Genomic DNA, 14697 nt, shown 5'->3' with positions numbered 1-14697 from the left:
GCGTCCGGTAGAAACCGTCAGCGCCGCGTCGGTGAGGGCCATCTAGGCCCCACCCAAGATTCGGTCAATGGGTTTTTAAAAGTTTTTTGAACTTTTTTGGAACCGACCGTTTCCGCTACATTTCTGCCCTTCCCAAATGGTGACCGGCGCCAAATTTTCAAGGGCTCCACAATCCATCTTTCGATCAGGCCGACATTAGTATCGGCGATTGGTTCCTTGCGCAGGTTTCGCGGACTGCCTGATGGCTTGGCTACAGCCAGTGCAGAAACTGGAATATCGAGGCTCGACCAAGTTTATGCCTCCTTCTCCCAATTGCATCCGGTGATGTCCGCGATGTTTTGTGGACTTTCGATTGCCCAACAAATCTAAGCGACACGGACCACTCGGCCTACGTCTTCCATCCAAGCCACTCCGCTTCCTGGCCTTGCCCCGGGCAGTCCAGTATCCCAAATAACGGCGCATGCCGCCCGATACGATCACCTCCGACCAGCGTCAGGACGCCGATAGCTGGAAGACGCTGAAACGCTTTCTTCCCTATCTCTGGCCGAAAGAGCATCCCGACCTGAGGAGGCGTATCGCGATTGCCATGGGGCTGGTGCTCCTAGCGAAGGCCACCACCCTTGCACTTCCCTACGCATACAAGAAGGCAGTCGATGCGATGACCACACCCGCGAACGAGGCGGCGATGGTGGCGATCGCGTTCGTTGTGGCTTACGCAGCCGGGAGGCTCGCCAGTGTGGTCTTCGATAATACACGCAATATCGTTTTCGAACGAGTTGGCCAGGAGGCTACCCGCCATCTGGCGGAAGATACCTTTGCGAGGCTTCACAACCTTTCGCTGAGGTTCCATCTTTCCCGTCGCACGGGGGAAGTCACTAAAACGATCGAGCGCGGCACGAAAAGCATCGATTCGATGCTATATTTTCTGCTGTTCAATATCGCTCCAACCGTGATTGAGCTCGCGGCTGTCGCGGTTATCTTCTATCTGAATTTCGGATGGGAACTTGTGGCGGCAACGGGGATGACCGTCATCACCTACATTGCCGTCACTCGCTGGATCACAGAGTGGCGGACGAAGCTGCGCAAGCAGATGAATGATCTCGACGGTCAGGCTCTGTCGCGAGCGGTGGACAGCCTGCTTAATTATGAAACGGTAAAATATTTCGGCGCCGAGAAGCGGGAACGGGACCGCTATGGCCGCGCGGCGCGCTCTTATGCCGAGGCCGCCATCAAGAGCGAAAACTCGCTCGGCATGCTCAATATGGTGCAGGCGCTGATCATGAATCTGCTGATGGGCGGAGCCATGGCCTACACTGTATGGGGCTGGAGCAAGGGACAGCTCACGACCGGCGATCTGGTGTTCGTGAACACCTACCTCACCCAACTCTTTCGCCCGCTCGATATGCTGGGCTGGGTCTATCGCACGATCCGGCAGGGGATCATCGACATGGCCGCCATGTTCAACCTCATCGATACCCCGGTCGAAGTGGCGGACAGGCCCGGCGCGCCCGCCCTCGTCGTCAAGCGCCCGACGATCACCTTCGATCACGTGCACTTCGGGTACGAACCGGACAGGACCATCCTCCACGGCCTCACATTCGAGGTACCAGCGGGCAGCAATGTTGCCATTGTCGGACCTTCCGGAGCAGGCAAGAGCACCATCGCCCGCCTGCTCTTCCGCTTTTACGACCCCCAACGCGGCCGCATTCTGATCGACGGGCAGGATATCGCGGGCGTCACTCAGCAGAGCCTGCGCTCGCATATCGGCATAGTCCCGCAGGACAGCGTGCTGTTCAACGACACGGTTGGCTACAACATTGCCTATGGCCGAGAAGGCGCGGATCACAACGACATAGTGGCAGCAGCCGATGCCGCCGCGATCTTGCCGTTCATTGAACGATTACCGGACGGTTTCGAGACAGAAGTGGGGGAACGCGGTCTCAAACTGTCCGGCGGTGAAAAACAGCGCGTTGCGATCGCCCGAACTCTAGTCAAGGATCCACCCATCCTGCTTCTCGACGAAGCCACCAGCGCCTTGGACAGCCGGACCGAACAGGACATTCTTCGTACGCTGAAGCGTGTCAGCGAGCACCGAACCACGCTTGCAATCGCGCACCGTCTTTCGACCATCGCAGATGCGGACCGTATCCTGGTGCTGGACCATGGGCGCCTCGCCGAAATCGGCACCCATGTTGAACTGCTCCGCAAGGGCGAACTTTATGCCGAGATGTGGGCTCGCCAGCAGGCAGAGCAAAGCGAGGACGAAGGCGCGCTTGCTTAATCGCGGCGATGCTATCGGGCACCAGGGTTGTGCTGCATTGCACAATTGCTAAAGGGGCAAGCAGTTTTTCGGCGCAACCGCGCCTTTCCTCCAATGCTGGATAGACAACATGCCTGATCTCGGCGCGATCAAACGCGACTGGTTTTCCAACATCCGTGCGGACGTTCTTGCCGGGATCGTCGTGGCGCTTGCTTTGATACCCGAAGCGATCGGTTTCTCGATCATTGCAGGGGTGGACCCGCGTGTCGGCCTTTATGCCTCGGTCGCGATCGCGATGGTCATTGCATTCACAGGCGGAAGACCCGGCATGATCAGTGCGGCGACAGCCGCCGTGGCCGTAGTCGTGGTCCCTCTCGTGCGCGATCACGGCGTGGAATATCTCTTCGCTGCGACCATTCTCATGGGTGTGTTTCAAGGCATCGCTGCCCTGTTGCGCCTCGATCTTCTCATGCAATTCGTTTCGCGCTCGGTAATTACCGGGTTCGTAAACGCTCTGGCCATTCTCATTTTCACCGCCCAACTGCCGCAATTGACCAATGTCGGATGGGAAACCTACGCAATGGTCGCCGCCGCTCTGGCGATCATCTATCTTTTCCCCAAAGTGACGACGGCGGTCCCCAGTCCGCTGGTGGCCATCATCGTTCTGACGGCACTCAGCATCTGGATCAACGCACCGGTCTACACTGTGGCTGACATGGGGGAATTGCCAGAGGGCCTGCCTTATTTCGTGCTTCCGGACGTACCGCTAACCTGGGAAACACTGGCGATCATCGCCCCTTACTCGGCCACGATGGCGGCCGTCGGCCTCTTGGAATCCTTGCTGACTGCACAGATCGTCGACGACATGACCCATACCGGTTCCAACAAGCGGAGGGAAAGTGCCGGCCAAGGGGTGGCAAACGTCGTTGCGGCATTCTTCGGCGGGATGGGCGGATGCGCAATGATCGGCCAGTCGGTCATCAACGTGACCAGCGGTGGTCGCGGGCGCCTTTCGACCTTCACTGCTGGCCTGGCCCTGCTCGTCCTCTTGGCTGTTTTGGGCAATTTGGTGGGCCAGGTTCCCATGCCCGCTCTGGTGGGGATCATGATCATGGTGTCCATCGGGACCTTCTCCTGGAATTCGATACCCAATCTCTCCAAGCATCCCTGGCAGTCCAGCGTAGTCATGCTGACGACGGTCGTCGTGGTCGTGGCAACGCATAATCTGGCGCTTGGCGTCCTTGCGGGCGTCCTGCTCTCCGGAGTGTTCTTCACCCACAAGGTTATGACGATGTTCGAAGTCGTTCGCGAACGGGATGGCAATACCGCTGTCTATCGCGCCAAGGGCCAGATCTTCTACGCCAGCGTCGAACGTTTCGAGGCCGCGTTCGGCCCTGAAAGTACTCAGCCCGATCCCGCCGACCATGTGATAATAGACGTGCGTAAGGCTCACTTCTGGGATATTTCGGCTGTCGGAGCACTCGACAAGGTAGTGGAACGGATGCGCCGCAACGGCCGCAGCGTTCAAGTTCGTGGCTTGAACAGGGCAAGCAGCGACCTTGTCGACAAGTTTGCTCTGACCGACAAGACAGGTGTCGAAATCGGACTGGCACCTCATCCCTGATCGGGTGGCACCTCAAGTCTTTCCAGCAGATCCAGGGCCTCGTGGGCACGCGCTGCGGGAATAAAAGCATGATCGTGATAAAAAGCTGCGACCATGTTGCACGCGATGCCCGCTTCGGCGAGTTCGGTCGCCACTTTGGCGGTGAGGCCGACCTCCTCGAGATCGGAGTGAACCATAAGGGATATCCTGCCGAAATCCGGGCCGCCAATTCCCAGCTTATCAGCCACATCGACGGGGACGATTGCTGTCACCCCTTCGTCTTCCCGGAATGTTCCGATTGCCGCGCCTAAGAGATCAGCAGCATTGGCGGAATCCAGCAGGACAAACCGCCAAGTTTGCCCGTCCAACTTGGGTTTTAACCAGGAGGTCATTGAAACGAGCGTGATCCCACGTTCATCCGGCCACCAAATCGGTCTCGATCCTGTCCAGAAAAGCATCGGTCGACCAGTCCACTTGGTCCATCATGATGTCGGGCTCGTAAAATTCTCCCCACGCGCGCGGACGTCCGACATAGACTTTGTTCGGTATCACAAGCTGTCCAGGACCTGCCGGAAGCGGAACAGTGCGCACTTCCATGTAGGTTGAATCCGCGGAAGTGGGTGCGCCGATAAGCTTCGTGTTAGCGAACCGCGTGAAGACATCGTTCGCATCGAGGCATGCACTGGCGCACAGTCCCCAATTGATCACATAAACCGGTACCGTGAAATCGGTCGGTGTCGGCGCTTCGCCACCTGTTTCGACGGGCGCCTGCTCCTGGGTTTCGCGCCACAGCGGCTTGCCTGCGTTATGTGCTGCGGTCATGCTTTCGGTGGTCGCCGACAACCAGTCGGCGATTTCGAGCTCGCCATTTTCTCGAAATTCAGTTTCCGCTTCTTCCAGATACTCGATCGTATCAGGACTCGTACGCCAGTCGATAGCCTCGCTCTGATGAGAACGAGACTGAAGGGCGCTTTCACCCCATAGTATCGAAGCCAGCCTGCGCGACCATTCCGACGACCCGCCGTTGTTTCCACGCATATCCATTACGACAGCTCTCGCCCTCAGGAGTTCTTCTCTCCTCCTCTCAACCGCTGAATAGAGCGCTGCGTATTGCGTACGCAGGTCATCGCCGGGATCGAAATCTCCTAATCCGATCACGAAAATCCCGTCGCGAGGCTCACTGAGGATAGTCGGTTCTGCAGCAGGGAAAACGCTCTCTCCGTAGAAATCGCGCTGTTCTTTGGTAGCGGCGGACCAATCCAGGGCCTGTGTCATTTTCTCGCCATCCGCTAACGAAAACGTGCATTTGCGAGGATGGCTGCTCGAGAGCTCGCCGATCGAATAGAATAGCTGTGAGGGGCGAACCCACCATTGGCCGGCTTCATTCGGACGAAAATTACGGACTAATAGCCGGTCCGTCAGGAATTCCTTGATCAGCATGCCATCGCATTCAGTGATCTCGCTGCCATTCAACATCTCATTCCGATCTGGCGTGCTGGCGATGAGACGGTCACCGCGCCAAAGGGCGACAAAACCCGGCCAATATCGCGGCGCGTCCGAGGGGACGGGTGGAGAGAAGGCTTGAGCCTGCGCATGGCCATCCGACAGGATCGAGCTGAAACTGGCCAAGGCCAAAGCATAGCCAGACTGATCTTCTGCCTTTTTCGCAGCGGCCAGTCCGGCGGACCTTGCTTCGCCGAGCTGCTTGAGAAAACCGGGATTGGCAAGGTCATAAACGCCCGGATGGTTTTCTACGAACTCGCGATAGGCGGCGAGAACATCTGTACGTGCAGCTTCGGACCAGTCCCGTTCCGTCCAGTTCGCATATTTTTCTGGCGCGCTATCCTGTGCACTGACCTGCGATGAAATCATGGCTGCGAACAATGCAGCCACCATGAACTTTCTCACTATTTACCCTCCAACCCACGAACACCTTGGCCGGAGAGAAGAATCATCCGGTCAAGGCGACGTTCGTCAGAGAATATACTTGGAAAGGTCCGTGTCGCCAGAAAGATCGTCGAGGCGTTCACGAACATAGTCCGCGTTTATGGTTATCGTTTCGCCCCTGTGCTCCTCGGCTTCGAAGCTGATGTCTTCCAGCAAGCGCTCCATAACAGTCTGGAGACGGCGCGCGCCGATGTTTTCGACGCTCTCGTTCACGCGGGCGGCAATCTTTGCGACCTCGGCAATCGCATCATCGGTGATTTCGAGCATGACGTCTTCCGTCCCGATCAGCGCCTTATACTGCTGTACGAGGTTCGCGCGCGTCTCGGTGAGGATGCGGACGAAGTCTTCCTCTGTCAGCGCGCGCAGTTCAACCCGGATTGGCAAGCGGCCCTGCAATTCAGGCAGCATGTCCGATGGTTTCGATACGTGGAACGCTCCACTGGCGATGAAGAGTACATGGTCGGTCTTCATCGGACCGTATTTGGTGGCAACTGTCGTGCCTTCGATGAGCGGTAGAAGATCGCGCTGGACGCCTTCACGGCTGACCGATCCGCCGCGGACGTCGCTCACCGCGATCTTGTCGATTTCGTCGAGGAAAACGATGCCGTTGGTCTCGGCATTTTCCAGCGCCACGCGGTTCACGTCGTCCTGGTCCATGCGTTTTTCAGCCTCTTCTTCGACCAGACGATCCCACGCATCGGGGACCTTCAACTTGCGCCGCTTGAGGTTGGACTTGCCCATCGCCTTGCCGAGCATGTCTGACAGGTCGATCATGCCGACATTGCCGGGCATGCCAGGGATCTCCATGTTGGATTGCGGTTGGTCCTTAACCTCGATCTCGACCTCGGTGTCGTTCATCGCATTTTCGACAATCCGCTGGCGGAAGGCCTCTCTCGTGGCCTCGCTGGCATTCTCGCCGACGAGCGCGTTGAGCAGCCGTTCCATCGCAGCCTGGCTGGCGGTTTCACGAACCGCTTCGCGGCGGCGGTCCTTTTCCAGGCGGATGGCTTCTTCGGCCAGGTCCCGGGCGATCTGTTCCACATCGCGTCCGACATATCCCACCTCGGTGAACTTGGTCGCCTCCACCTTCACGAACGGGGCTTCGGCCAGCTTGGCGAGACGGCGGCTAATCTCCGTCTTGCCGCAACCGGTGGGTCCGATCATGAGGATGTTCTTCGGCGTCACCTCGTCGCGCAAATTACGGTCAAGCCGCTGACGGCGCCACCTATTGCGCAGGGCGACCGCGACGGCGCGCTTGGCTTCCTTCTGGCCGATGATGTGTTCATCGAGAGCTGCGACGATCGCTTTGGGGGTGAGATTTTCGATCAAGCTATCTTATCCAATTTCACGCATAGGAGGGACGGCAGTGCAGGATTGGCCTGAGATTCCTCAGACCTCTTCGACTGTGACATTGCCGTTGGTGAAGACGCAGATGTCCGCGGCGACCTGCATGGCCTTGCGGGCGATCACTTCGGGATCGTCTTCATATTCGGCGATGGCCTTGGCGGCCGCGAGCGCGTAGTTTCCGCCCGAGCCGATGGCCGTAATGCCCGCTTCGGGTTCCAGCACATCGCCATTGCCGGTGAGGACAAGAAGGTTGTCCTTGTCCGCCACGATCATCAGCGCTTCCAGATTGCGCAGATATTTGTCGGTGCGCCAGTCCTTGGTCAGTTCCACCGCAGCCCGCAGTAACTGCCCGTTATACTGCTCGAGCTTCTTCTCGAGCCGTTCGAACAGGGTAAAGGCATCGGCCGTGGCGCCGGCAAATCCGGCGACGACCTTGCCGCCTTCGCCGATCCGGCGGACCTTGCGGGCATTGGGCTTCATCACGGTATTGCCCATGGACACCTGCCCGTCGCCGGCGACGACGATACGATTGCCCTTGCGGACGCCGATGATGGTTGTTCCGTGCCACTGGACGAGGCCGTGGCGATTGTCCTGATCACTCATGCCGCGCGATATGGGGTGCGCGGCAGAGGGGTCAAGGCGATGCGGTAAAGCCTGACGTCAGCGTCCCGGACCGCCCGGACCGGTGCCGCCGAGGCCCGGCTGGCCGACCGTACCGATATTGCCGAACAGATCTTCGAGGAAGCCCCGCTCGCGGCCAAGCGTGGGCGTTTCGGCACCATCGGGCGTGAGATAGACCACTTCGTCGATACCCGTGCGATCAGCCGAGAGGACATCGCCATCAGGGCCGAACTTCACGGCCAGCACCTGATGGGCCTCGACCCGCGGGCGCACGAAGGGTTTGCGGCCCGTGGTGGACGACACGTAATACCAGGTCGGATCGCCGAACTGGCTGGTGAAGGTCGGGCGGCCCAGCGTCATTTCGACGCTGCGCTGGTTGTCGATTCCCGGCTGGACCGAATTCAGCAGCACCGAATCGATGACATAACCGCGGTTCTCCCGGATCGACGAGCAGGCCCCAAGGGAGAGGCCGGCTGCAACCAGTGCGGACGTGGCAAGGATTTTCGTGATCCTCATGGGAACTGCTTTACTCCGTTTCCGAGGCGCTTGGCCTGCTGGCCTGCGCGCCCTATATGCGCGAGCGAGGCCCTAAACCGCCGCGCGCGTCCATGCAACTTGGCTTTGCGTGCAACAGGGGATGGGCCTGCCCGCGGCGGTTTGAATTGCCGCTGAACGATTTCGCAAAACGAGACCCGATCCATGTCCTTCCTCACCCGCCTTTTCGGCACGCAGCCCGACCCGCGCGAAGAGTGGCGCCCGCTGTGGCACACGATCGTGGAACAGGCGCGCGAACCCGACTGGTATCGCATGTGCGGCGTGGCCGACACGCTGGAAGGCCGCTTCGACATGGTCACGCTGGTCCTCAGCCTGGTGCTCCTGCGGATGGAGGCGGACAAGGAGCTTGCCCCGCACACCGCGCTGGTAACCGAGCTTTTCGTGGAGGATATGGAAGGCCAGCTGCGCGAAGCCGGGATCGGCGATCCCACCGTGGGCAAGAAGATCGGCAATCTGATGAGCAGCATGGGCGGCCGCCTCGGCAGCTATCGCACGGCGCTGGGTAACGAAGATCGCGCCGCTCTGGCCGATGCTCTCAGGCGCAATGTGACCATGGCACAGGAAGATGAAAGCTACGCGCTGGCCGAACGGATGATCCGCCTGCACAAACGGCTGGGACGGACGAGCGCCGACCAGCTGCGCGCCGGGGAGATTGCGGCATGAGCGGGCAGGACAACGAACTGGTCCGGCTGGTGAAGCCGCGCGCCCTTCCCGCCGGAGAGATGAGCGTGGAGGCGAGCGACACCGAACGCAGCGCGCTTGCCCGCCGGTTTTCGGTTACCGCCATCCACCAGCTCACCGCGACGGTCGAATTTGGCGAGAAGGACGAGGCAGTCCTCGCCAATGGCACCCTGTCGGCCCGGATCGAGCAGCCCTGCGCGGTCACGCGCGAGGATATTACCTACGACATTTCCGAAAGCTTCGCGCTCCGTTTCGTGCCTGCCGGAACCATGGCGGATTACGAGGAGGACGAGGAATTCGAACTGACCGAGGAAGATCTGGACGAGATCGAATATGAAGGCGAGACCTTCGATCTCGGCGAAGCGATCGCACAGGAACTCGGCCTTGCCATCGACCCTTATCGCGAAGGCCCGGGCGCAGAGGAACGGCGCGCCGAAGCTGGCATCGAAAGCGACGAGGAACGCGCCCCCAGCGGGCCGCTCGCCGAAGCCCTGTCGGCGCTGAAAAAAGGCTGAGCGGTGGACGAGGTTTCGCTCCGCCCCATTGGCGATACCAGCGAAATGCGAGACCTTGCCGCGGCGCTCGCTGCCAGCGGCTTACCTCATGACGACCTTTCGGAACCGGGCCGCCAGTTTTACAGTATCCGCCGCGCAGATCGCCAGCTCGGCTTTATCGGTGTCGAGGGAACCGGGAGCGACCGTCTGCTGAGATCATTTGTCATCCCGCCAGATCACCGTGCCGCAGGAATAGGCAGCAGAGCCCTCGCCGTTCTGGAAAACCGGGTCCGCGAAGACAACGCCAGACGGCTGCATCTTTTGACCACAACGGCCGCAAAGTTCTTTCGCAAACACGGCTACCAGCCTGCCAGCCGAGATGAAGCTCCCGATACCATTGCCCGTTCACGGGAGTTCACGACGCTCTGCCCGGCGAGTGCCGAATACCTTGTGAAGGACTTGTGATGAGTCCTACACATTGGCGGATCATACTGCGTCCAACTGGTCAAAGAGATAGGTGTCCCTGACGCCAGCTGAGCGCTTCCGCTCGCTTTGTTGGGTATGCGACCCCCGATAGCGTTGAACGGATAATTTTAGATATGCTCTGATAAGGCCTGCTTCTATCGTGAGATTGCGTGAAAAGCCTGAGTGAAATCGGCATGTTTCCGAAGGCCTCGCCCCCAGCTGTCCCAATATCGTCTCATTGTCACCGAACCGACCATTCTCCGTCACGCTGGGGTAACCGGCCCACATCATAGGCCGCCCGACTGACTGGGATCGTCGGAGGGACATGATGAAAAGACTGACACTGGCAGTCCTGCTTGCTGCGGGCGCTGCGATGCCGGCAGATTCGCAGAGCGGAAGCAGCGGCTATCTCGAACCTGAGGATCGCCCGAATCTCGTGGAGATCTTGCCGCCGCCCCCGGAACCGGGATCGCCGCGCGCGCAGTCAGACCGGGCAATCTATCGTGAAAGCCGCGAGATGAAGGACAGCCCGCGCTGGGACCTCGCCACGCGCGACGTCACCGGCGGTATGCTCGATCATTTTTCCTGCGCCTTGGGCGCCACGCTGGAAGAGGACGACGTACCGGCGCTGAGCCGCCTGCTCGACCGGGCGGGCAACGACCGGCGAGTGGTTGGCGATGCCAAAAAGCATTACCAGACGGCGCGGCCCTGGCTCGATAACGATCTGCCGATCTGCGAGCCGCGCACCGAGCATCTGGCCGGGAATGGCGATTATCCTTCCGGTCATGCCGCGCACGGCCAGCACGTCGCCATGATTCTGGCCGCGCTGGCTCCGGATCGCGTCACCCAATTGCTCGCCCGGGGGCGGGAATTCGGGGAAAGCCGCTGGATTTGCGGATCGCACAGTCAGAGCGCCGCCGAAGCCGGCACGCTGGCCGGAGCGGTGATCTTCGCGGCTGAAATGAACTCCGAGGAATTCCGGCAGGATCTTGAGGTCGCCCGCAAGGAGCTTCGTGCTGCACGCGCTGCGGCTGATGCGCCGGAAAACTGCACCAAATCCTAAAAACAGATCACCGCCGCACCCACGCAGGGCGAGCGGGACAAACGCACATTCGGGAGGGGACGCGGGCTGCGCAAGGCGCTGTCCGTCTCACCATGAAGGGATCATCTACATGACAAGAAATTCCAGCGTCACGGCGCGCAAGTCCATTCTCCTCGCCAGTGCGGCAGCAGCGGCCTTTCTGGCCATACCCGCCGCAGCCCAGACGGCTGAGGAAGGAGCCGATCAGACAACTTCGGATGACGCCGGCGAAGGCGACGTTATCGTCGTCAGCGGGTACCGGGAGTCGCTCGAACGCGCGATCGACATCAAGCGCGACACCATCGGCTTTTCCGACTCCATCGTCGCCACCGACATCGCCGACTTTCCCGAGCAGAATCTGTCGGAAGCGCTACAGCGCGTACCCGGCGTGACGATCGAACGTGACAAGGGCCTGGGAACCCGGGTGAACGTTCGCGGCCTTCCGACCGAATTTACTCATGTGCAGATCAACGATCTTGCAACCGCTTCGGGTTCGGGCGGGCGCGATGTCGAATTCGACATCTTCGCATCCGAACTGGTGCAGACCGTCACGGTCTACAAATCGCCCACGGCAGCGCAGGAGGAGGGCGGAATCGCCGGGATCGTCGATATCCGCACTGCCCGCCCCTTCGATTTTTCCGGCTCGCGCATAGTTGGCTCCGTCGAAGGCGCCTACAATTCCATTTCGGAGGAAATCGATCCGCAGGCCTCGCTGCTGGTCAGCCAGACATGGGGGCCCTTCGGTGTTCTGCTGTCGGCAGCTTACGGCAAGCGGACCAATCGTACCGATTCAAATTCCGGCATCAACTTTCGGCCGATTTCGCGCTGGACCGATCGCGGAAACGCGCAAACGGATCAGGCAATTGCGGTTCTGGAACGCGACGCCGGCATCATTCTCGACCCGGCGGACGACGACCAGACGAGCCGCATTGTGTTCCTCGACAAGGTCGGTGACCGCATCTACCTCAACGATCAGGAACGCCTCGGCTTCTCGGGTTCGCTTCAATACAAGCCCAGCGACGAGCTGAGCGTGACGTTTGACGCCTTTCTCGGCTCATACGATTCCACTGAAGATGAATATGACGCCGCAGCCTATTCCGCATCGAGCCGGTCGACGCTCGACGTCATTCACGATTACGACGATACGACGCTCGCCGATTATGGCATCGTAGTCCTGCGCGATGTATCTTACACCGCGACGCAGCACGAATTCCTGAGCAAGGAACGCGTGAACGAAACCAATTATCGTCAGTTCGGAGGCGAACTGAACTGGGCGCCCGGAAACTGGACCATCGACATGCTCGGCGGTTATTCGGGCGCCGATAAGTCGAGCGATTATGCCAATCTCAAGCATGTCGCCTATGCGCCCTCCCGCACGCGCTACACGGAGACCGGAGGCGAAACGATCCCGAGCGACGACCCGGCATCCTTCGATATGTACAATTCGCCCTCGTCCTATTTGTTCGAGGCCTATGAGACGACCTATGAGGAGATCTCGGACGACAAATATGCCGCGCAGATCGACATTGGCCGCAGCTTCGATCGCGGCAGCCTGCTGGGCCTGAGTTCGGTCCACATCGGTGCGCGCTATACCGACAAGACCAAAGAGCGGAATTACGGCGAGGAGAAGATACAGGGCCCCACGCCGGGGGATAGCTCGTATGTCAACGAACGCACGCTTGCCGACAGCGATCTGATGGATGTCATCGATATTGTCGGCGGCAAGGACTATCAGGCCCGCGACCTGACGTGGCAGCAGATCTCCAATGACTATGCTCGCGATTTCTTCCGGCCGGACGGCTTCCTCTCGCCCTTTGACGACGGGCAATTCTACCGGGTGAAGGAAAAGACCTGGGCCGCCTATGGCATGGTCAATTTCGATTTCGATCTCGGCTCGATGCCAGTGCTTCTCAACGCTGGCGCGCGGTATATCAAGACCGATATCCGGTCGTCGGGTTTCTTCCAGATTCAGAATTCCGATGGCACCACCGGCTACACGGACGAGCCGGTTTCGAGCGATGGCGACTATGACAAACTGCTGCCGGCCATCAACGCCACGATCGAGGTGACCGACGGCCTGATCCTGCGCGGTGCCGCATCGCAGACGCTGATCCGCCCGGCTCTCACCGATCTGGCCTACAAGCGGACCGCCAGCTTCAACGATTTCCGCTTCACGGATGGCAACCCGGGCCTGAAGCCGACTTATGCGGATCAATGGGAAGCAGGCGCAGAATATTATTTCGGCTCCGGCGGGCTGCTGGCGGCGTCCTATTTCTGGAAGAATATCGAAGGCGTGGTTCAGAACGAACTGACCGGCGTCGTGCGCGATGTGACCAAATATAACGCCAACGGCACGATCGACGGCGTTTACGATTTCGATGTCTATCAACCCGTAAATGCGGAAGGGTCATACGACGTCAGCGGCGTGGAACTGGTGGCGGTCCTCCCCTTTGGCATGTTCAGCCGCACTTTCGAAGGGTTCGGGGTGAACGCCAACGTCACTTTCCTCGACAGCTCGCTGACCGGGGAATCGGATATCGATGTCCCGACATCACCGGTCGGGCTGGCGGACAGCGTCTACAACATCACCGGCTTTTACGACCAAGGTCCATTCCAAGTCCGGGTGAGCTACAATCGCAAGGGCGCCTATGTCGAGCGCATCGAGCGCAACATGTACCCCGTCTACCGCGACGCCTATGGCCAGTTCGACTTCTCGGCGAGCTATCAGATGACCCCGAGCTTGCGTGTCGAGCTTCAGGCTATCAACTTTACCGACGAGCCGACGACCGGTTACACCATCGATCCGTCCTTCCCGACGACTTACGAATTTTCCGGAAGCCGAATCAGCCTGGGTGTTCGCGCCCAGTTCTAAGCCCCGCTCGGTACAGTTTTGCATCTCGATCGGGATGCCAGCCAGCGTATAATACCACGACGAAACGGGCCGTCTGATATGTTCAGGCGGCCCGTTTCTTATTGTAAAAAGGAAGGCTGCCGATTGTCCTTTGTCGGTTGAAAGACTAATTGCCGCGTTTATTTGAATTGCTTCACATTCAGCTCTGCGCAGTCGCTTGCTTGGATACTCAGGAAGAAACGCCGGCAGTAATGCATGAACCGGACGAAGGACTACAGGCGGTATTTCTTGCCAACCGTCAGGCATTGCTGCGCTTTCTCGAAGCGCGCGGGGCCCGCGGCGATGCCGAGGATGTGCTGCATGAGGTCTGGCTGAAGCTCGAGCGCAGCGCGCCAGGGCCGGTGGCATCACCCATGTCCTACCTCTATCGCATCGCCAACACCGTGATGATCGACCGCTTCCGCTCCGCACGGCAGGCGCAATTGCGCGAGGCAGCCTGGTCGGAGGCGACGGGCGATCCGGAAGGCGGCGTCTCCGAAGCGCCATCGGCGGAGAGACTGGTTATCGGGCGGCAGATGGCGCTGCAGGTCGATGCCGCACTGGCGGACCTGCCGGAGCGCGCGCGGGAAATCTTCCAGCGCAGCCGGATCGCCGGCCAACCGCAGCGCGAGATCGCGCGCGACATGCGTATCAGCGTCAGCACGGTGGAAAGCGATTTGCGCAAGGTTTACCTCGTCCTCGCCCAGCTCAAGGAGCGGTTCGATGAGGAATGATCGCGAGGACTCCGTCCTA

Annotated in this window: 13 protein-coding genes; 8 read left to right on the top strand and 5 right to left on the bottom strand. The window is 59.8% G+C overall.

Annotated features, from left to right (window positions below; genetic code table 11):
* Positions 1 to 460 precede the first annotated feature (460 nt).
* Together K3175_RS14080 and K3175_RS14075 are read left to right on the top strand one after the other, a co-directional pair.
* Complete coding sequence (locus K3175_RS14080) at positions 461 to 2281, top strand: ABCB family ABC transporter ATP-binding protein/permease (protein WP_221544095.1); 1821 nt, start codon at positions 461 to 463, stop codon at positions 2279 to 2281.
* Positions 2282 to 2390: 109 nt separating this feature from the next.
* The gene (locus tag K3175_RS14075; RefSeq protein WP_221544094.1) at positions 2391 to 3884 is read left to right on the top strand and encodes a SulP family inorganic anion transporter; all 1494 of its coding nucleotides are present in this window, start codon (positions 2391 to 2393) and stop codon (positions 3882 to 3884) included.
* Here the strand turns inward: K3175_RS14075 and K3175_RS14070 are convergent.
* The 5 genes from K3175_RS14070 to K3175_RS14050 form a co-directional block, all read right to left on the bottom strand.
* Positions 3875 to 4255: an ACT domain-containing protein gene (locus K3175_RS14070; RefSeq protein ID WP_221544093.1), complete on the bottom strand. Its 381-nt coding sequence runs from the start codon at positions 4253 to 4255 to the stop codon at positions 3875 to 3877. The genes K3175_RS14075 and K3175_RS14070 overlap by 10 nt on opposite strands.
* 22 nt (positions 4256 to 4277) lie before the next feature.
* A complete protein-coding gene (locus K3175_RS14065; protein ID WP_221544092.1) occupies positions 4278 to 5771 on the bottom strand; it encodes a hypothetical protein in 1494 nt (497 codons plus the stop codon).
* A gap of 66 nt (positions 5772 to 5837) precedes the next feature.
* Positions 5838 to 7139, bottom strand: a complete 1302-nt coding sequence (gene hslU / locus K3175_RS14060) for an ATP-dependent protease ATPase subunit HslU (protein ID WP_221544091.1) — start codon at positions 7137 to 7139, stop codon at positions 5838 to 5840.
* Positions 7140 to 7199: 60 nt separating this feature from the next.
* Complete coding sequence (gene hslV / locus K3175_RS14055) at positions 7200 to 7760, bottom strand: ATP-dependent protease subunit HslV (protein WP_221544090.1); 561 nt, start codon at positions 7758 to 7760, stop codon at positions 7200 to 7202.
* Between the two features lie 57 nt (positions 7761 to 7817).
* Positions 7818 to 8294, bottom strand: coding sequence for an outer membrane protein assembly factor BamE (locus K3175_RS14050; protein WP_221544089.1), 477 nt, complete (start codon positions 8292 to 8294; stop codon positions 7818 to 7820).
* Between the two features lie 183 nt (positions 8295 to 8477).
* Here K3175_RS14050 and K3175_RS14045 point away from each other — a divergent pair, with 183 nt between their 5' ends.
* The 6 genes from K3175_RS14045 (at position 8478) to K3175_RS14020 (ending at position 14678) form a co-directional block, all read left to right on the top strand.
* Positions 8478 to 8996, top strand: a complete 519-nt coding sequence (locus K3175_RS14045; RefSeq protein ID WP_221544088.1) for a ubiquinol-cytochrome C chaperone family protein — start codon at positions 8478 to 8480, stop codon at positions 8994 to 8996.
* Positions 8993 to 9529, top strand: a complete 537-nt coding sequence (locus K3175_RS14040; RefSeq protein WP_221544087.1) for a YceD family protein — start codon at positions 8993 to 8995, stop codon at positions 9527 to 9529. Before K3175_RS14045 ends, K3175_RS14040 begins: the two co-directional genes overlap by 4 nt.
* Before the next feature lie 3 nt (positions 9530 to 9532).
* Complete coding sequence (gene arsN2, locus K3175_RS14035) at positions 9533 to 9973, top strand: arsenic resistance N-acetyltransferase ArsN2 (RefSeq protein WP_345719366.1); 441 nt, start codon at positions 9533 to 9535, stop codon at positions 9971 to 9973.
* Positions 9974 to 10301: 328 nt separating this feature from the next.
* Complete coding sequence (locus K3175_RS14030) at positions 10302 to 11036, top strand: acid phosphatase (RefSeq protein ID WP_221544086.1); 735 nt, start codon at positions 10302 to 10304, stop codon at positions 11034 to 11036.
* A 109-nt stretch (positions 11037 to 11145) separates the two neighbouring features.
* Positions 11146 to 13926, top strand: a complete 2781-nt coding sequence (locus tag K3175_RS14025; RefSeq protein ID WP_221544085.1) for a TonB-dependent receptor — start codon at positions 11146 to 11148, stop codon at positions 13924 to 13926.
* A 200-nt stretch (positions 13927 to 14126) separates the two neighbouring features.
* Positions 14127 to 14678, top strand: coding sequence for an RNA polymerase sigma factor (locus K3175_RS14020; RefSeq protein ID WP_247710904.1), 552 nt, complete (start codon positions 14127 to 14129; stop codon positions 14676 to 14678).
* Positions 14679 to 14697: the final 19 nt, after the last annotated feature.

The sequence above is a fragment of the Qipengyuania aestuarii genome (assembly GCF_019711535.1).
In the GTDB taxonomy this organism is placed as follows: domain Bacteria; phylum Pseudomonadota; class Alphaproteobacteria; order Sphingomonadales; family Sphingomonadaceae; genus Qipengyuania; species Qipengyuania aestuarii.
This window is presented reverse-complemented; position numbering and strand designations above follow the sequence as displayed.